The following is an 18882-nucleotide window of genomic DNA, read 5'->3' on the forward strand; positions in this document are numbered from 1 at the left end:
GCTGGCGGCCTCCGTCTCGGCCAATGCCGGCGGCCGGTTCGAGCTGGTGCTTCGGGAAGGACTGGCCGTGGTCAACGACCCTTCGGCGGTAAGCAGAATCAGGCAGGCTGCCGTAAGGGAATTGGGGAATGAGGCTGTCCTTCGGCTTGACCGGGCCAGTCTGGCGGGGGAGGATTTCGCCTGGTATCTGGACCGGGTTCCCGGCGCTTTTGCTTTTATCGGCTGCGGCAACTCTGAACGGGGAATCAGCGCTCCGCTGCATCATCCGCAGTTCGATTTGGATGAATCCATCTTGGTACGCGGCGCGCGTATTTTTGTGCGGCTGGCTTTATCGGAAGGGACAGGAGGAGATCAAGAAAGATGAAAATAGCGCTGTTCAGCTTGCTGATGAACCTTCCAAATGCGGTTACGGGTGAGACCTTAGCGGCGCAGCAGAAATTTCAAAATGTGTTGGAGCAGGCCGCCCTAGCCGAACAGCTTGGCTTTGACGCTTACGGGATAGGGGAGAGGCACGGAGAACCTTTCCTTTCCTCCTCGCCGCCGGTCGTTTTGACGGCCGTTGCGGCCCGCACTTCCAGAATCCGGCTGCTGACCACCGTTACGGTGCTGAGCGTGCTGGATCCCGTCCGGGTGGCGGAGGATTATGCAACCCTGGATCATCTTTCGGGCGGAAGGCTGGAGCTGATCATCGGCAAGGGGAATGATCCCCGTCATTATCCGCTGTTCGGTGTGCCGGAGGAGGAGCAGTGGCAGTCTCTGGCGGAGCGTTACCGGCTGCTGCGCAGGCTGTGGAGCGAGGAACAAGTGACCTGGGAAGGCCGTTACCGGCCGCCGCTGCATGAGGTCACAACCCAGCCGCGCCCCTTTCAGCCGTCCATTCCGGTGTGGCATGGAAGCGCGTCGAGCACCTTGTCCACCGAACTGGCGGCCGAATTGGGCGAGCCGATTTTCTCCTCCAATACTTTTCATCCGATGGAGAAATACAAGGCGTTAATTGATCATTACCGCCAGCGCCTGGAGCATTACGGGCACGATCCGGGCAAAGCGGTTGTAGGGGCAGGAGCGGGAAGTCTTTATCTCGCCGATACTCCGGAGGAAGCGGTCAGACGCTATAAACCGTATCACGATGCTTTTGGCATGACCGAAGCTTCCAAACATAATAAATCGCCTTTTACCGGCCTTCAGGATTATATCGATAACGGCCCTGCGCTGGTCGGCAGCGCCGAGCAGGTGATCGACAAGATTCTGAAATACCAGCGGGCGTTTGGCCATGAAGTGCTGGCGATCAGCGTGGACGGTCTGACGGAGGCGGAGCAGCGGGAACAGCTGCATCGTTTTGCCGAAGACGTGTTTCCTGTGCTCAAACGGGAAATCCCAAGCAGCGTGTGGGGCGGATCGGGCAAGCCGGACCGCCGAAAACGCCTGCAGCAGGCATCCAACAAAATCTGATCAAGAGGAAGCGGAGCGGGACCGGACCGGAATAACGGGCCGTGTCCCCTTCCAGCCGAAACCCCGGAGAGAAGCCAAGGCTTCGACCGGGGATTTCTTTTTATATGAAGTAAGGGCTTTAGAATCCAGCTGAATTTTGTAGGATAAAATCAACATTAAACATTATAACGTTATATTTACATAGGTGTGTTGTTATGATAGTTTAAGGTATAAATAGATACTTCATTTTGGAGTGTGGAGGTGAGCCGATGAGCAGAAGGCTGCTTAGAAATCTGCAGCAGACCGATGGCAGGCGGATAGATCTCGTGATAACGGATGGAATCCTTACCGAAGTTCTGGTTCAGGGGCAGGATCAACCGGGTGAGCTTGGGGAGAAAGAGCCTGATTCCGGCGGCCGTTTTGACGGCTTTGACGTTTGGGAAGCGCCGGCTGGCACTTACGTCTCAAGCGGCTGGATAGATATGCACGTTCATGCCTTCCCTGAATTTGATCCGTATGGGGATGAAATCGATGAAATCGGCGTCAAGCAGGGCGTAACGACGATCGTCGATGCGGGCAGCTGCGGAGCCGACCGGATTGCAGATCTGGAAGCAAGCGGGAGGAAGGCGGATACCCGGCTGTTGGCTTTTTTGAATATTTCCCAAATCGGGCTGAAACGCATTGATGAATTGTCCGATATGTCCTGGATCAACCGGGAAAAGGTCGTGCAGGCTGTCCGGGATTATCCGGAATTTATCGTTGGCCTCAAAGCCCGGATCAGCCGAAGCGTCGTTAAGGAAAGCGGCATTCAGCCGCTTATGGCGGCGCGGGAGCTGTCGGAGCAGACGGGATTGTCGCTGATGGTCCATATCGGCTCGGCGCCGCCGGACATCCGGGAAGTGGTGCCGCTGCTGCAGCGAAAGGATATCATTACGCATTATTTGAACGGCAAAGCGAACAATTTGTTTGACGCGGACGGCAATCCGCTGGACGTATTGACGGATGCGGTACGGCGCGGCGTGCACCTGGACGTGGGCCACGGCACCGCCAGCTTCTCGTTCGCCACGGCGGAAGCGGCCAAACGGCACGGCATTCATCCGGATACGATCAGCACGGACATTTACCGCGGCAACCGGCTGAAGGGTCCGGTATACAGCATGGCGAACGTGCTGAGCAAATTTCTGGAGCTCGGCTACGGGCTGGAAGAGACGGTGCGGCGCGTCACGGTGAATGCCGCGGACTGGCTTGGCCGTCCGGAACTCGGCCGGATTCAAGCCGGGGATCCGGCGAACCTGACCTTTTTTACAGTGGCAGACGAAGCGACAGTTCTTGTGGATTCCGAAGGGGAACGCCGGACCTCAAACCGGCGAATTGAAGCTAAAGGAGCGATTGTCGGTGACAAATTCTTTTCAAGCGAAATACGGGCTTAAACGGGTAATTAACGCCAGCGGGCGCATGAGTATTCTCGGGGTATCCGCGCCAACGGACACCGTTATGGAAGCGATGAAGCAGGGCGGGCAAAGCTACGTGGAAATCGCCGATCTGGTCGATAAAGCGGGGGATTACGTGGCGCGCCACGTCGGCTCGGAAGCGGCGGTTGTCGTCAACTCCGCCTCCAGCGGCATTGCGCTTTCCGTAGCGGCCATCGTGACTCGGGGCAACCGCCGCCTCAGCGAGCGCCTGCACCAGGAGCCGATCGAGCGAAACGAGATCATCATCCTGAAAGGGCATAACGTACAGTATGGAGCGCCGGTGGAAACGATGGTATACCTCGGCGGCGGCAAGCTGGTGGAGGTCGGTTACGCCAACGAAGGCAAAGCCGAGCATATGGCGGATGCCGTCAATGAACGTACGGCCGCTTTGCTGTATGTCAAGTCCCACCATGCGGTGCAGAAAAACATGATCTCCGTCGAAGAAGCCTGGGAGGTCGCGCAGAGCAAAGGGATTCCGCTCATTGTGGACGCGGCGGCCGAAGAGGACCTGCAGAAATATGTAAAAGTGTCCGACCTCGCCATCTACAGCGGCTCCAAAGCGATCGAAGGCCCAACGTCCGGCATTGTGGCCGGCAAGCGAACCTATATCGAATGGCTGAAGGTGCAGCTTCACGGCATCGGCCGCAGCATGAAGGTCGGCAAAGAGACGACGTTCGGATTGCTTCAGGCCCTGGACGAATATGCGGAGAAGCAGGACCGCAGCGAGCAGGAGAAAGAGGAACTGCAGCGTTTGGTGGCCCTGAACGGCCAGATCCCCGGTATCAAGGTCACGATTGTACAGGATGAAGCGGGCCGGGCCATCTTCCGCGGCCGTATCCACGTGGACGCTTCGGAAGCGGGCTTAACCGCCAGGGAACTGAACGACAAGCTTCAAAAGGGAGACATCGCCATTTATACTAGGGACTATGGAGTCCGCCAAGGGTATTTCGATATCGACCCGCGTCCGCTCATGGGAGACGACATGGCCGTCATCGAAGCCAAAATCCGCGAATATACAGGGGGAACAGCAAATGTCTAATATTAGCAAACGTTTCTATAGAAACCGCGTCGCTTTAAACGTGTTAACCAAAGATATCGAAAATTCTAAAGAAATTTTTGAAGCGGCCGAAGGCCATGTTTTGGTCGGCGTCCTGTCCAAAAACTATCCGACCGTCGAGCAGGCCGTGGAGGCCATGAAAGCTCATGGCCGTGAAATCGAAGATGCGGTATCGATCGGACTCGGCGCGGGCGACAACCGCCAGGCCGCCATGGTCGCGGAAATCGCCAAATATTATCCGGGCAGCCACATCAACCAGGCGTTTCCGGCCGTGGGCGCTACGCGCGCCAACCTGAACGGCAAAGACAGCTGGATCAACAGCATGATTTCCCCGACGGGCGAGGCGGGTTACGTCAATATTTCGATGGGGCCTGTCAGCGCAGCGCAGCCGGATAAAGCGATTGTGCCGATCAAAGCGGCGATTGCGCTCGTGAAGGATATGGGCGGCAATGCGCTTAAATATTTTCCGATGCAGGGGCTTAGCCGGGAAGAAGAGTTCCGTGCGGTGGCCAAAGCCTGCGCCGAAGAGGAATTTGCGCTGGAGCCGACCGGCGGAATCGACCTGGACAATTTTGAAGCGATTTTGCGCATAGCGCTGGAAGCCGGCGTTCCGCAGGTGATTCCTCACGTGTATTCGTCTATTATTGATAAAGAGAGCGGAGCAACGATCATCCGGGATGTGCGGGTGCTGCACGAAACGATGACGAAGCTGGCTGACCTCTATGCCTAAGACGGTTGCCGCCTTTGGCGAGGTGATGATGCGGCTGCAGGTGCCGGGCCATGAGCTGCTTGCCCAAAGCGATACGCTTAAATATTCGTTTTCGGGAACCGGCGTGAACGTCATCTCGGCGCTCAGCCAGTTCGGACATAAAGGCTACCTAGTATCGAGGCTGCCTGACAATCCGCTTGGCGACGCCGCTGCCGCCTATTTGCGCAAGCTGGGGATCGACACTTCCAAGATTTTGAGAGGCGGCAGCTATTTGGGCATGTATTTCCTGGAAAATGGATTCGGAGTCCGGCCCAGCCGGGTCACTTACTCGAGCCGGCAGGAAAGCAGCTTTAACACCGCTCCGGACGGCGTTTATCCGTTTGAACGAACGGCCGGCGAAATCGACGCCGTTCATTTCTGCGGCATTACGCTGGCCATGAATGACGGCGTCCGCCAGGCGATGAAGGCATTTGCCGGGCAGGTGAAAGCCCGCGGCGGTCTGGTCATCTTCGACTGTAACTACCGCCCGGGACTATGGGCAGCAAACGGCGGTTATGCTTTCGCCAAACCGCATTACGAAGCCATGCTGGAGCTGGCTGACGTCGTGTTCATGAACGAGCAGGACGCGCTGCATGTGCTTGGCATGACCTCCGCCACCGGCAAGCAGGAGCGCGAGGAGCTGCTCGAAGAGCTGATCCCCGCTGCGGCGGAGCGGTACGGCGTGCGGGCGGTGGCGGGCACGCACCGCAGCATCCGTGCGGACGGGCGTCATTCGCTGCGCGGCTACGTATACCGGGACGGCCGGTTCAGCTATTCGGACGTGCTGGTGTTCCCGGTGCATGACCGGATTGGAGCCGGCGACGCATTTGCCAGCGGCATTATCCACGGCGAGCTTGAGGGATTTGCCCCTGAACGGACCGTCGCTTTTGCGGCTGCGGCGGGCATGCTGGCCCATACGGTAACGGGCGATACGCCGATGGCGTCCGAAAGCGAGGTGCTCCGGGCGATGGCCCAAGGCCTCCGCGATGTGGAAAGGTAGGAATACAAGGTGAGTTTAAAACGGAAAGACAGACCGTTATATTTGCAAATTAAACATATTATCAAAGACCGGATATTGCACGGCGTTTATCCGCTGGATTCGGTCATCCCCTCCGAACCTCAGCTGGAGAAGGAGTTCGGGGTCAGCAAAATCACGGTGCGCGGCGCCGTGCAGGAGCTGGTGCAGGAGGGGTATCTGGAGAAAGGCAGCGGAAGGGGAACGCGGGTTGTCCGCAATACCGTTACCTCCAAGCTGTCCAAGTGGAAACATTTCACGGAAATTCTCGTTGAAGAAGGCCATAAGATTCGCAAGCAGTGGCTCGGACTCCAGCAGGTCAAGAACGAACCCGGCAGCAAGCCCTTCGAGCTGTTTGGTCCGCTGTGCCTGAAGCTGAGCCGGATCTATTATCTGAACGATGTTCCGTATATTTACTACGAGCATTACGTGTCTCCGGCCGTGGACGGCCTGGAGGACGATGAGCTGGACGGGCGCTCCCTGTATGAGCTGCTTGAGGAGCAGGGAATCACGCTCGATAAACTCCGCGACGAATTCGCCGCCGAGCTGCCCTCCGCCGAAATCGCGGAGCTGCTGAAGCTGGACGAAGGAATGCCGGTGTTAAAGCGGATCCGGTATTCTTTTGACGGCCAGGGACAGGTCGCGGAGCTCAGCTTTGGTTATTACCATACGGCGAAGCAGAGTTATGTGGTGAATTACGAGGCTTAGCCGTTTTGAATCGTTAATGATTCAGGTTGTAAGATCCTTTAGTACGTGAATGGAACCGTTAATTATGTTATGTAAAATAACACATTAACGGTTTTTTTATAGCCATTTTAAGAAACTAACAAAAATAACCGTGTTTTCACGCTTTATCGCATTTATAATTTAAAGCACTATCTATAATTCTATCGCCTTTTGTCTGTTTTGCTCTCATGTGGCTTGCTTGGTTGGCATATGCAAATTCAGAAGGGGGAAATGGGAATGCGTTCAGCGATCCGCAGACGGCTGCTGCAGAAACACCGTGTCTTTTTTCGTCTTTTGGCACCTTATCTTATGTTTATGCTGCTCACAATGGTGCTTGGGACTGTGCTGTATGATAAAACGCTGAAGCTTGTAGAACAGGAGACGGTCAAATCCAATCAACAGATGCTGGACCAGGTCAAAGATATGATCGACCGGAGAATCTCCGAAATCGATACGATTGCCAGGCAGCTGATGTCCGACCCGAAAATCATGGGCCTGCAGCAGGTGGACAAGCCGTTTGAAGGCGCAAATACTTACAGGGTTTACGAAACGCAGAACAGCTTGTTTAACTACAACATCTCCAATAACTTTATCCTCGATTATTATTTATTCTTCAAAAAAGGCGATCTGGCATTATCCTCTCAAACCTCTTACACCCTGCCTAAATTTTATCCGACTGTGCTTCAATATGAAGGTTTGGATTACGACAGTTGGAAATCCACATTGTTTGATCACTATGAAGTCCGACGGTTTTATCCGGCCCATACTGCTTTATATGAAGGCGGAACTTATTCGCTGCTGACCTACGTTCGTTCTATTGGTTATCCGGGACATACGGAAGGGGCATTAGTGATTCTGGTAGATACGCGCGAAATTGAGAAGCTGCTCAGCCGCATCAACCTGCAGGGAGGGCAGGCCTCCATTACGGATGCCGACGGTCAAGTGCTTGTTTCCGTAGGGCCGGGACCGGAGGATGCCGGAAGCGGGGGCAAAATGCTGAATACCTATGCCAAATCCTCTTCCAGCGGCTGGACTTATTCGGTTTCCCAGCCTGCCAGGGTAGCGATGGAGAAGGTTTTTTATATTAAAAAGATTACGTTTATCCTCGTATTTGCTTTTCTCGGAGCAGGAGCGCTGCTGGCCTTTTTCTTCGCTTACCGGAGCAGCCGGCCGCTGCAGCATCTCGTCTTCCTGATTCGGGAACGTCTCGGGGATCCGGGCCGGGCGGGGGATACCTACGGTTTCATTCATTCCTCCGTTTCGAAGCTTATCGACAGTCATGAAGAGCTGCGGCATGAGATTGAACGCCAGGCCCCGTTTCTGCGCGAAAGCTTTTTCGACAGGCTGTTCAAAGGGGATTTTCAGTCTCCTGCGGATATTGAGTCGCTGCTGGATCACCAGAAGCTGCAGCTTAAAGGCAACAGATATGCGGTGGGACTGCTGTATTTCCATAGACCGGATAACGGGCTGAATACAGATCTGCTGCGCGAGCTGGATGTCAACCGGGTGCTGATCAAAGAGGTGCTCAGGGACACGCTTGGCAAACAGCATTTCTTTCATGACATCTCTGAAGATAAAATTGCTCTTTTGTTTGTGGATCAAGGGGAAGACGAAACGGCATTCCGGGGACAAATCGAGCAGTGGTCCCGCGAAGGCTTGCAGAGAATCACCGGGCAGCTTGGCTATAAGCCTGCTATTGCCGTCGGCCATTTATATGAATCGCTGCTGCAGGTCAACCGGTCGTTTGAAGAAGCCCGGCAGGCTGCGGCGTATTCTGCCGGAACGGAAGACGGCGCGGTGCGCTGGTACGGGGAACTGCCGGACGGAAGAAATGAATTTTATTATCCGGGAGAAGTGGAGACAAGGCTGATCAACGTTACCAAGGCCGGAGACGCTGCGGAAGTCGGGGAGCTTATCCAGATGCTGTATAACGATAATTTTGTTGCTAGGCATCTGCCTCTTTCCATGCAGCAGCTGCTGCTGTTCGAGCTGCTGGGCAGCCTGGCTAAAGCGGAAGCCCAGATCCGGCCGGGAAAGGTTCGCGATTTTCGTTCCCTGTTTCAACGCATTCAGCTGGCAGAGGTTCCTGCCGAGCTATTCGGGCAGATCGCCGAAGGGTACACCCAGCTGTGCCGGATTGTAGACGAAAGGAAACGCAGCCGGAACGTGCGGCTGATCGATGACATTATGGAGCTGATTGAACGCGATTACAACGTTGCCGATCTAAATCTGGATTGGGTGGCTGACCGGATGAACATGTCCAAGGTTTACCTGTCGCAGTTTTTCAAGGAGCAGACCGGTACGAATTTCTCCGATTATTTGGAGAAGCTTCGGATGGAACATGCCAAATATCTGTTGTCGGAGACAGAGCTGACCATCTGGGATATCGCCCTTCAGGTCGGTTATCGCTCCTCTAATACCTTCTGCAGAGCGTTCAAACGGAGCAACGGAACAAGCGCAACGGCATTCCGGGAAGCCGCGGAGATTTATCGGAAAGAAGCTTTATGACAGATTTCTGTCATGTATGTTTCCGTGAATAGGCCTGATTCCTAAGGGATTCCTAAGAAATGCACAAATGAAAGGGGATTCACCACCTGTTTTCTTAACAATTGCACATGCCTGAAACACAATACGATAGACTTCCTTCCACCGCTCTTTTAATCTTAGAACCAATTTCCGGCGCTTCGCGAGAGCTTCAGATTAAGCCGGAGTTTTAAGAAAGGCGGTGGTTGCTTCTTTCATCCTTAGCCCGGGAACTTTAACCGGGTTAATACCACATTTTCTGAGGAGGGGAAGACAAGTGGGCATGTTGCAGGAGCAGGTAACCCCCCTTCCGGCGGGCGAACGTGAGCCGGCTGCTGTCAGGAAGAAGCGGACCTTCTTCCGCCTGCGGCGCAGCTGGCAGCTTTATGTGTTAATGGCTCTGCCCTTTTTGTATCTGATTATCTTTAAGTACATCCCGATGTACGGTGCCCAGATTGCGTTCAGGGATTATATCGTTACCAAAGGCATCTGGGGCAGCAATTGGGCGGGACTCAAACACTTCGAGCGGTTTATACACTCTTACGATTTCTGGAGGATTACGAAAAATACGCTGCTGCTCAGCCTTTACAACCTGGCCGCCGGCTTTCCTTTCCCTATTTTGCTTGCACTTGGCCTCAATTATATGAGGAACGGCATCTTCAAAAAGTCGGTTCAGATGGTAACCTACGCTCCGCACTTCATCTCGGTCGTCGTGATGATCGGGATCGTCAAGGAGCTCCTCAACCCGCGCAGCGGCATCGTGAACCAGGTTATTTCGTGGTTCGGTTTTGCCCCGATCGATTTTCTGAGCAAGCCGGGTTTGTTCAAGACTATTTACGTGACAACAGATATCTGGCAGCACATCGGGTTTAACTGCATCATCTTCATCGCCGCGTTATCCAGCATTGACCCGGCGCAGCATGAAGCGGCAGTCATGGATGGCGCAAGCAAACTTCAGCGCATGTTCCATGTCGACCTGCCGGGCATTATGCCGATTGCGGTAATCCTGCTTATTCTGAACACCGGGCACGTGCTGGATGTCGGATTCGAGAAGGTGCTGCTGCTGCAGAACCCGCTGAACCTGAAGACGGGGGAAATTATAGATACCTATGTTTACAAGGTCGGCCTGGCCTCGCAGGTGGCTAACTATTCGTATTCCACGGCAATCAATCTGTTCAAGTCGGTCATCAACTTGATTTTGCTGATCACGGTTAACAAAATCGCGCAGAAAACGCAGCACGGAAGCTTATGGTAAAGGGGGCGGACTCGGACATGGAAACTGCATTTAAAAACGAAACGTATTCGGACCGTATCTTTACTGTGGTGAATTATGTGCTGATTACCATCCTGTTTCTGCTGATTCTGTACCCGCTCATTTATGTAGTCAGCTCCTCGTTCAGCAGCTCGCAGGCGGTGGTGTCCGGTGAAGTGCTGCTTTGGCCGGTGCATCCGACGCTGGAGGGTTACCGGGCGGTGTTCCAGTACAAGCTCGTCTGGAGCGGCTTCGTCAACTCCGTGATCTACACGGCGCTAGGGACGCTGGTGAACGTGTTTATGACCGTGCTGGCGGCGTATCCGCTGTCGCGGAAGGATTTTTTTGGCAGAAACGTATTTATGGTGCTGTTTATGTTCACCACGATGTTCACGGGCGGGCTGATTCCGACTTACCTGCTGGTGAAGGATTTGGGGATGCTGAACAGCCTTTGGGCGATGATCCTTCCCGGAGCTTTGACCGTCTGGAATGTCATCATTACCCGGACCTATTTCCAGATGACGATACCCGATGAGCTGCTGGAGGCGGCCCAGCTTGACGGCTGCGACGATTTCCGGTTTGTCTGGAAAATGGTGCTGCCTGTCTCCGGCCCGATCCTTGCCGTCATTGCGCTCTATTATGGAGCCGCGAACTGGAATTCCTATTTCAATGCGCTTATTTATCTGAAAGACCAGGATATGTATCCGCTGCAGCTGGTCTTGAAAGACATCCTGATCAGCAATGACGTCGATACTACCGTGTTCTCGGGAGATCCGGCAGATGCGGCCCGGCGCGAGGCGATGCGTGTTCTGCTGAAATATTCCCTGATCGTAGTCACCACGGTGCCGCTGCTGATCGTTTATCCCTTCGTACAGAAATATTTCGTGAAGGGCGTCATGATCGGATCGTTAAAAGGATAATTAGGAGGGGTTATCATGAAGGGAAGATTATTATTCAGAAACGGCATGAGCTGTCTTCTTGCCCTTGTTGTTTTGCTCAGCGCGTGTTCCAGCAAGGGAAATGAGGCGTCGTCGCCGGATGACTCGAAAAAGGCCGTTACGGAAGCCGGACAGTTTCCCATCGTAAACGAGCCGATCACGATTAAAGTCATGACGGCCGCCATTCCGACCGTCGAGGACTTTGCTACCAACGAATTCACCAAATATCTGGAAGAGAAAACAAATATTCATATTGAATGGGAGGTCGTACCCAGCAGTTCTGCCGCGGAAAAGCTGAACGTGGTGCTCGCCGGCGGCGACCTTCCGGACGTCATCATGGGCATGAACGTTTCGAACGATCAGCAGCAGTTATACGGACAGCAGGGCGTGTTCGTGTCCCTGAATGATCTGATCGACAAATATGGGATCGAAACGAAAAAAATGTTTGAAGAGCGCCCGTTGATCAAAGAATCCATCACAGCCAGCGACGGCAATATTTACGCCCTCCCGGCGCCTAATGAATGCTACCACTGCTCCATGCGCCAGAAAATGTGGATTTATCAGCCTTGGCTGGATAAGCTGGGGCTTCAAATGCCGACCACTACCGAAGAGTTCTACGAAGTTCTGAAGGCTTTTAAAACGCAGGACCCGAACGGCAACGGCAAAGCGGATGAAATTCCTTTCTCCGGAGCGCCGATGGCTTACGGCACGACAACGACAACCGCCATTGAAAACTTTCTGATGAACGCCTTCACCTACGCGCCTTACACCCGGATTTATTTGAACGACGGCAAAGCCGATGTGCCTTACAACAAAGACGGCTGGCGGAAAGGGCTTGAATACCTGCATAAGCTCTACGCTGAAGGTTTGATGGATCCGCAGGCTTTAACCCAGGATGGCACGCAGCTTATGCAGCTTGGGGAAAATCCGGGCGTTCCGATTTTGGGTGCGGCATCCGCGCCTAATATGAGTGCGATCACGCAGCTCAGCGGCGAAAGCGGCCGCTGGCTGGAGTATGTGGCTGTCCCTCCGCTGAAAGGACCGGATGGCCTTCAGGTCACGCAGGTAGATCCTTATCAGATCGCCGGCGGGGCGTTTGTCATTACAAGCGCAGCTAAAAATCCGGAAGCGGCTTTCCGTCTCGCAGACATGCTGTATGACCGCGAGAATACGCTCCGCCTGAATTTCGGCGTTCTCGGCAGGGATTGGGATTGGGCGGCTGAAGGCGAGAAAGGGATCAACGGCGAGCAGGCGATTTACAAGACCCTCACCAAATTCGGTGTTCAGCAGAATTCCAACTGGTCTCAGGTAGGGCCGAATTTCCGGCCTAGCGAACTCCGCCTGGGTGAGGTTGCCGATCCGGACAACCCGCTGGAAAGCATTTTGTACAAAGAGACGAAGGAAAAATACGACCCTTACAAAATCGATACGGCCAGCGTTATGCCGCCGCTATTCTTCACCTCGGATCAAACGGCCGAAATGGCGGATCTGGCCAAAACCCTGTTTGATTATGTGAATGAAATGACGGCCCGTTTCGTAACCGGAGATATGGAGCTGAACGATGCCAATTGGCAGAACTACCTGCAGACGTTAGACGGCATGAACCTGAAACGTTATCTCGAAATCTATCAGGAAGTTTATGATGCGAAACAGAAGTAAAGCTGACAGAAAAGAGGTCTAAATCACATGGGGAAATTGGAAATGCCGGAAGGCTGGAAATGGTTTACGGAGAGCCGGTACGGGATGTTTATCCACTTCGGGCCTTATGCCCAGTATGGACGCGGGGAACAGGTTCTGTTCCGGGAGCATTTGAATCAGCAGGAATACGCCGAGAAGGCGTGTTCCTGGAATCCGCAGCATTACGATCCCGAGCTGTGGGCGTACACCGCCCGGAAGGCGGGCATGAAATATGCGTGCCTGACTACAAGACATCATGACGGTTACTGTCTCTGGGACACGAAAACCACCGATTATTCCAGCGCCGCACAGGCGCCGAAACGAGATTTTGTCCGCGAGTTCGTAGATGCTTTCCGTAAGGAAGGACTGCGGATCGGCTTGTATTATTCCTGGATCGACTGGCGGATTCCCGCTTATTTCGACGGTCCGGACAAGGACCCGGAGGGCTGGGCAGTGATGAAAGCTTATCTGCACGCTCAGGTCGAGGAGCTGGTGACGAACTACGGGCAAATCGACCACTTCTTCTTCGACGGTGTATGGCCGAGGGATTCGGAGGATTTGGGCAGCGTCGAGCTTGTGGCCCGGATGAAGGAAATTCAGCCGAATATCCTCGTCAACAACCGGCTGGGATCCTCCAAGGCGGACAACGTTTATGCCGATGGCGGAGCCGGGGCGGGCGATTCGGAGGTGCTCGGCGACTTCGGGACGCCGGAGCATGTCATCGTTCCCGATAAGAATCGGCTTTGGGAATCCAACCAGGTGACCACCTGGCGGCTTTGGGGATATACAAACGGCGAACGCTGGCGTCCTGCCGATTACTTGCTGGATATGCTTTGTGAATGTGCGGAAAAAGGCGGCGAACGCGGCGGCAATCTGCTGCTTAACGTCGGGCCGCAGCCGGACGGCCAGCTGCCGCCGGAGTTTGTGCAGCGCGTGCTCCAGATCGGGCAGTGGCTGGAGGTGCACGGTGAAGCGGTGTACGGCTCCGACGGCGGTGCGGTGACCGAATTTATTACCTACGGACGTCAGACGACCAAAGGCAACAATCTTTATTTGATCATTCGCTTCTGGGACGGTTCCCCGCAGCTGCGTCTGGCTGATTTGGCCGTAAAGGTCAGGAAGGTTGTGCTGCTGACGACAGGGCAGGAGCTGACGTTCAGCCAGACGGAAGATGAACTGGTCATCCAGGGATTGCCGAGTGAACGCCCAACCCGGCTGTTCCCGGTGCTCAAGATCGAATGCGAAGGAACTCCGGCTGCCAACGATTGGGGCAAACAGCGGCTGTGGGAAGGCGACCCCGCAAGGGTGGCCGAATGGGCCCGCAGGCAGCGGGGCACATCGGTTTTTGTGAACGGGAATGATTAATTTCATATGGACCGCCGGATCGGCCAGGGCCCTTGTTCCTGGCCTTGATCTGTCAAATCGAATGAAAGGAAGTGCCGGAATGAACGAACGCAGGGGAGAAACCGAACGGATTATGCAGGAGAAAGGCATTGTGCCGGGAGAGGTGCCGAAGGCGGCGGCCGTGAATCCGCCAGCCGTATTGCCCCCTTTCTAAGTGGATAAACGCATGATCAGGTCTGCGCTGAGCAATACGGTTTCCTGCGGAGCACCAGGGCGTTCTATGCGCCGCTTGAGCATTTCTACCGCCCGCTGGCCCAATTCCTCTTTGTGCAGATTAACCGTTGTCAGGGGAGGAGAGGCCTCAGCCGCAGCTTTGATATTGTCGATTCCGGCAATCCGGATGTCGCTCGGGAAAGAAATACCCGTTTCTTGAAGCTTATGCATCCATGCCAAAGCGATGTCGTCATTGGCACAGATCCAGCTGTCCGGGCGTTCCTCCGGCTGGAGTGCAGCGTAGTTCTCCCACATTTTCTTGAGCCAGCCGGGGCCGCCCTCCATATAGGGAAGATTCCATTCAGACAAACGGACATCAGGCTCCGCATAGGCCTCAAAGCCAAAACGGACACCGAGCTGCCTTTCCTTAAAACTGGTCGTCCTTCCATCGTCACCGATAAAGCCGATATGCCGCATGCTAAGCGACAGCATATGACGGACCAATGTGCTGCCCGCCTCGAGGTTGTCGTGGACCACCTTGTCGCATTTCACCATGGGATCTTTGTGATCAACCAAAATCAAAGGTTTCCCCGTGTTCTCCAGCGTATGCAGAACGGGATAGGAGAATTCGCCCATTACGATAACGCCGACGCAGCCAGCCCAGTCCAGGTGGGGAGCGATAGCTTCTTCCGGAGTGGCTGCTCTGCCGATCTCCGTCTCCGAGGGGGCCAAAATCAGGTGATGCCAGCCCTGCTCGCTGCAGCCCTCAATGAGGCCTGAAAGCACTCGCTGCCAGTAGCTGGCGTTCCCCTGATGGCTCTGCTTCATGCAGATGAGCACAAAAGAAGCCGTTGATCTGGATTCAGATTTCGAAGGCAGCTTGTTTTGCTGTTTATAGTACCCTGTAGTGCGAGCCAGCTCGAGCACACGTGCCCGGGTCGCCTCGCTGACGCCTGACTTGCCGCTTAATGCGCGGGATACAGCATATTTGGACAAGCCTAGCTGATCGGCGAGAAATTGAATCGATATTTTACGTGCCATCCCTACCTGCTCCTATTCAGAGTGAAAAATAAATTTTATCCTAACAAATTACATAACGAAAATGGATAAAACAAATCCGGAAACCTCGTGATTTCCCGCCAATATTGAGAAAAGGTTCTTTATTAACAGGTCCCTTTGGGGAGTTGACGAGGTTTTGGAGAGCGGATAAACTGATCGTAATAACGATATCATATCATAACATAACGAAAATAACATATTTATTCGGAGAGGAAGGCGAAAGATGAACGTTCTCGTATTTTACGATGAAAAATTCCCCTATCCCGGCGAAAGGCCGTCTGCCGATCATGTCCGGCTGCTTCTGAGTGGAGGAGCCGAGCTGGTAGATGCCGAGGGTCTTGCCCGAAGTTTGGCTTCCTGTAAGCGGGAGGTGCTGGTTCATCTTCACGGCCCTTATTTTCCGAAAGAAGCTTGGCCGGCTATTCTTGGACATCTGAAAGGCGGCGGCGGGCTGGTGCATGCCGGAGGCGTTCCTTTCCGTCAGCCGGTAAGCCGGGAGGGCAGCGGTTGGCGGATAGAGCGGGAACAGCCGGCTTACCACCAGCTGCTCGATATGCATGACGCTCTGGACGTCGATGTGCAGGCGGTGAAAGAAACCAAGGCTTCGGCCGAGTTTCCGGTACTGAGCGGCCAAGAGCAGCTGTTCGGTATTGCCCCGACCTGCGGCCTTACGCTGCATCCAACCAAGTCAAGCGATATGCCTGCGGAGATGGGATCCAGCGGACCGATGGACGCGGTCATTTATCCGCTGCTTACCGGGGTGGACGCGGACGGGCGGGAGCGCTGCGCCCCCGTTGTTATGCTGGAGCAGTATAAAGGGGCTTATGCGGGAGGACGCTGGATTCTGATTAATCAGCAGCTGAGTCCGGAGTTTTGGGCAGGCGGGGGCCCGGCGCTGCTGGGGGAATTGGCGCGGTATTCGGGACTCGGCGTAACGGAGTTGTGGCTGAAGCCGAATTATGCGTCCTATGAGCCTGGTGAACAGGCCATGATCACGATTCAGCTGCAGACGCTTGCACGGACGGAGACCACCAGCCGGAAATGGAATTTTTCCGTGGCGGTGTATAAGGACGGGGCTGAGCAGCCCCTATGGACGGCTGGCGCTGAAGCGCCCGCAGGCCGGGAGCAGCCTGACCTGCAGTTCGTCAGGCTGCCCGTAAAGGCCGCTATCGAATCCGGCTTGTACCGCGTGTTGTGTGAAGCGGCGTCGGATGCGGGCGAGAAACGAATCCTGACCCAGGGGTTCTGGGGCATGGATCGGGAGCTGCTGCAGTCCGGCGAACCGCTTAAGGCGGGGCGGGATTATTTTACGCGCGGAGGCAAGCCGGTCCCGATCGTCGGCATGACGTATATGGCGTCAGATGTGGCCCGTAAATTCCTTCATCTGCCTAATGTGCAGCGCTGGGACAGCGACATGGCCGAAATGAGCCGGGCGGGAATCAACCTGATCCGCACCGGGGTCTGGACCGCCTACCGCATGATTATGTTTGCCGACGGCCATGCGGCTGAAGATGCGATGCGGGCGCTTGACGCTTTTATCCTTACAGCCAAAAAGCACGGTTTGGAAGTGACCTTTACCTTCTTCTCTTTTGCCCCGGAAACATGGGAAGGGCTGAACCCTTATTTGGACCCGCGTTCCGTGGAAGCCGAAAAGCGGTTTATTGCCTCCATCGTAAGCCGTCATCAAGGGACGGTTAACGTTCATTGGGATCTCATCAACGAGCCGTCCCTGTTTAATCCGCAGCGGATCTTCGAAGGGCCGGTGACGGCAGCTGATCCTTTTGAGCGGAGAGCCTGGGGCGAATGGCTTCGTCAAAGATACGAAGGTGATTTAACCAGGCTGCAGGAATGCTGGAATATGACGCCGGACCAGCTGACGTCCTTTGAAACGGCCCCGGCTCCGGATCCCGATGATACGGCCTACCACAGCGTGCTTCAGCCGAGGAAACGCGGGCCGATGCTGGATTACGCCCTGTTTAGCATGGATATGCATAACCGCTGGGCAGGCGAGCTGATCGGGACAATCCGCCGCTCCGATCCTGAGCAGCTGGCGACAGTCGGCCAGGACGAAGGCATCTGTTCACAGCGTCCGTCACCGTTCTTCTACGCTCCGGCCGTGGACTATACGACGGTGCATTCCTGGTGGCAGATGGACCATCTGGCCTGGGACGGCATTTTTACCAAAACGCCGGATAAGCCGAACCTGGTCCAGGAAACCGGGATCATGCACGTTCAGCGTCCGGACGGCATGGCCAAACGGAGCGAGGAAGAACTGCGCAATATTTTGGAGCGCAAGTATGCGTATGCTTTTTCGACCGGGGCAGCGGGTGCGGTGCAGTGGATCTGGAACATCAATTATTTCATGGATAACGCCAACGAATCTAACATCGGTGCGCTGCGGGCGGACGGCACGCAGAAGCCGGAGGCGGACGTCTCCTACGACTTCGGGCGTTTCATGAAGGAAAATGTGGCTTTATTTGAAGAACGGAAGCTGGAGGAGGTAGCGGTGGTCTATCCGTTCTCCAACGATTTTTCAAGCCGCAAGCTGGCTTTCGAGGCTACAACCCGGGCGGTAAGAACCTTAACTTTCGGGTTAAACGTTCATCCGCGCGGCGCTTCCGAATATGATTTGGAGAGCCTGCGCCGCTATCCGGCCAAGCTGATCCTCGTGCCGAGTGCTCATAATTTTGCGGACGAAGCTTTTGAAGAATTGGTAGCCCTGGCTGAAAAGGGCAGCACCGTGCTTTGGACCGGCCCGCTGCGGATCGACGCTTATTGGGGGCACAACGCCTCCAGGCTGAAAGACAAGATCGCTGCGACCTCGCCTGGCAACGTGCTGCGGGAAGAACTGCTTGAGCTTGACGGAGAGCGGTATCCGGTTTCCTTCGGGGAGAAAAAGATCGGCCTGCTGGAGCTTGAAAGACTCCAAGGAACAGGGGCGAATCAGGCGCAGGGAACAGTCACCGTACCGCTTGGCAAAGGAAAGTGGATTTGGTGCCCGCTGCCGGTAGAACTGAACGAGCGCTGGGAAGCGATTGAAGCCCTGTATGAAGAAGCGTTGTCCGCTGCCGGCGTTACCCGTGAGCTGGAGTGGCTGGAAGGCGGGGAACTGGCCGGGATTTACGGTCGAAGGCTCGAATACGGTGACGGAAATCTGTTTGTGTTCGTATCCGAATATGGCGGAGACGCGGATATCCGGGTGCGTGATCCAAAGTCGCTGAACGAATACGCCTTCAGGCTTCCGCAGGAGCGCTCCGTGCTGTTTGCGACGGATGCCGGCGGATGCGTCACCTCGCTTTATCGGCCGGGGCAGGTGAAGATCGAGAGGGCAGAGAAGAAGAAAGAGACAACGACGGCTTAGCGCTTTTTTATCTATCTCGGGTTCCCTTTCGGTTTCGGTTTCGGTTATTCCTTGGAATCAATAGTCGAA

General features: G+C 54.9%; 14 protein-coding genes. 13 read left to right on the forward strand and 1 reads right to left on the reverse strand.

Annotated features, from left to right (window positions below; all coding sequences use genetic code 11):
- The first annotated feature begins 46 nt into the window (after window positions 1–46).
- From AC3ZPD_RS08815 to AC3ZPD_RS08870, 12 genes are all read left to right on the forward strand, one after another.
- On the forward strand, window positions 47–364 hold the full coding sequence (locus AC3ZPD_RS08815) for a M20/M25/M40 family metallo-hydrolase (protein WP_490983923.1): 318 nt from the start codon (window positions 47–49) through the stop codon (window positions 362–364).
- The gene (locus AC3ZPD_RS08820; protein WP_490983924.1) at window positions 361–1449 is read left to right on the forward strand and encodes an LLM class flavin-dependent oxidoreductase; all 1089 of its coding nucleotides are present in this window, start codon (window positions 361–363) and stop codon (window positions 1447–1449) included. Before AC3ZPD_RS08815 ends, AC3ZPD_RS08820 begins: the two co-directional genes overlap by 4 nt.
- A gap of 248 nt (window positions 1450–1697) precedes the next feature.
- Window positions 1698–2858, forward strand: coding sequence for an amidohydrolase/deacetylase family metallohydrolase (locus tag AC3ZPD_RS08825; RefSeq protein WP_490983925.1), 1161 nt, complete (start codon window positions 1698–1700; stop codon window positions 2856–2858).
- Window positions 2824–3939 (forward strand): DgaE family pyridoxal phosphate-dependent ammonia lyase, encoded by a 1116-nt coding sequence (locus AC3ZPD_RS08830; RefSeq protein ID WP_490983926.1) that lies wholly within the window; start codon window positions 2824–2826, stop codon window positions 3937–3939. Before AC3ZPD_RS08825 ends, AC3ZPD_RS08830 begins: the two co-directional genes overlap by 35 nt.
- Window positions 3932–4687 (forward strand): 2-dehydro-3-deoxy-phosphogluconate aldolase, encoded by a 756-nt coding sequence (gene dagF / locus AC3ZPD_RS08835; RefSeq protein WP_490983927.1) that lies wholly within the window; start codon window positions 3932–3934, stop codon window positions 4685–4687. The genes AC3ZPD_RS08830 and dagF overlap by 8 nt, the downstream gene beginning before the upstream one ends.
- The gene (locus AC3ZPD_RS08840) at window positions 4680–5705 is read left to right on the forward strand and encodes a sugar kinase (protein ID WP_490983928.1); all 1026 of its coding nucleotides are present in this window, start codon (window positions 4680–4682) and stop codon (window positions 5703–5705) included. Before dagF ends, AC3ZPD_RS08840 begins: the two co-directional genes overlap by 8 nt.
- 9 nt (window positions 5706–5714) lie before the next feature.
- On the forward strand, window positions 5715–6428 hold the full coding sequence (locus AC3ZPD_RS08845; RefSeq protein WP_490983929.1) for a GntR family transcriptional regulator: 714 nt from the start codon (window positions 5715–5717) through the stop codon (window positions 6426–6428).
- Between the two features lie 255 nt (window positions 6429–6683).
- Window positions 6684–8954, forward strand: a complete 2271-nt coding sequence (locus AC3ZPD_RS08850; RefSeq protein ID WP_490983930.1) for a helix-turn-helix domain-containing protein — start codon at window positions 6684–6686, stop codon at window positions 8952–8954.
- Between the two features lie 298 nt (window positions 8955–9252).
- A complete protein-coding gene (locus tag AC3ZPD_RS08855) occupies window positions 9253–10224 on the forward strand; it encodes an ABC transporter permease (RefSeq protein ID WP_490984294.1) in 972 nt (323 codons plus the stop codon).
- Between the two features lie 17 nt (window positions 10225–10241).
- Window positions 10242–11141 carry a carbohydrate ABC transporter permease gene (locus AC3ZPD_RS08860; RefSeq protein ID WP_490983931.1) on the forward strand — a complete coding sequence of 300 codons (900 nt, stop codon included), beginning with the start codon at window positions 10242–10244 and terminating at the stop codon, window positions 11139–11141.
- Window positions 11142–11156: 15 nt separating this feature from the next.
- On the forward strand, window positions 11157–12818 hold the full coding sequence (locus AC3ZPD_RS08865; protein WP_490983932.1) for an ABC transporter substrate-binding protein: 1662 nt from the start codon (window positions 11157–11159) through the stop codon (window positions 12816–12818).
- Between the two features lie 27 nt (window positions 12819–12845).
- Entirely contained in the window at window positions 12846–14201 is a 1356-nt protein-coding gene (locus tag AC3ZPD_RS08870) for an alpha-L-fucosidase (protein ID WP_490983933.1), read from the forward strand.
- 189 nt (window positions 14202–14390) lie between these two features.
- On the opposite strand, the gene AC3ZPD_RS08875 is transcribed toward AC3ZPD_RS08870, so the two are convergent.
- Window positions 14391–15434, reverse strand: coding sequence for a LacI family DNA-binding transcriptional regulator (locus AC3ZPD_RS08875; RefSeq protein ID WP_490983934.1), 1044 nt, complete (start codon window positions 15432–15434; stop codon window positions 14391–14393).
- Between the two features lie 241 nt (window positions 15435–15675).
- On the opposite strand from AC3ZPD_RS08875, the gene AC3ZPD_RS08880 reads away from it, so the two are divergent.
- Entirely contained in the window at window positions 15676–18813 is a 3138-nt protein-coding gene (locus tag AC3ZPD_RS08880) for a beta-galactosidase (protein WP_490983935.1), read from the forward strand.
- Window positions 18814–18882: the final 69 nt, after the last annotated feature.

This window comes from Paenibacillus mobilis (genome assembly GCF_058267595.1).

Coding starts and splice junctions, on each gene's coding strand:
- AC3ZPD_RS08820 (WP_490983924.1), top strand. CDS start 361: ATGAAAATAGCGCTGTTCAGCTTGCTGATGAACCTTCCAAATGCGGTT.
- AC3ZPD_RS08825 (WP_490983925.1), top strand. CDS start 1,698: ATGAGCAGAAGGCTGCTTAGAAATCTGCAGCAGACCGATGGCAGGCGG.
- dagF (WP_490983927.1), top strand. CDS start 3,932: ATGTCTAATATTAGCAAACGTTTCTATAGAAACCGCGTCGCTTTAAAC.
- AC3ZPD_RS08840 (WP_490983928.1), top strand. CDS start 4,680: ATGCCTAAGACGGTTGCCGCCTTTGGCGAGGTGATGATGCGGCTGCAG.
- AC3ZPD_RS08850 (WP_490983930.1), top strand. CDS start 6,684: ATGCGTTCAGCGATCCGCAGACGGCTGCTGCAGAAACACCGTGTCTTT.
- AC3ZPD_RS08855 (WP_490984294.1), top strand. CDS start 9,253: ATGTTGCAGGAGCAGGTAACCCCCCTTCCGGCGGGCGAACGTGAGCCG.
- AC3ZPD_RS08860 (WP_490983931.1), top strand. CDS start 10,242: ATGGAAACTGCATTTAAAAACGAAACGTATTCGGACCGTATCTTTACT.
- AC3ZPD_RS08865 (WP_490983932.1), top strand. CDS start 11,157: ATGAAGGGAAGATTATTATTCAGAAACGGCATGAGCTGTCTTCTTGCC.
- AC3ZPD_RS08870 (WP_490983933.1), top strand. CDS start 12,846: ATGGGGAAATTGGAAATGCCGGAAGGCTGGAAATGGTTTACGGAGAGC.
- AC3ZPD_RS08875 (WP_490983934.1), bottom strand. CDS start 15,434: ATGGCACGTAAAATATCGATTCAATTTCTCGCCGATCAGCTAGGCTTG.
- AC3ZPD_RS08880 (WP_490983935.1), top strand. CDS start 15,676: ATGAACGTTCTCGTATTTTACGATGAAAAATTCCCCTATCCCGGCGAA.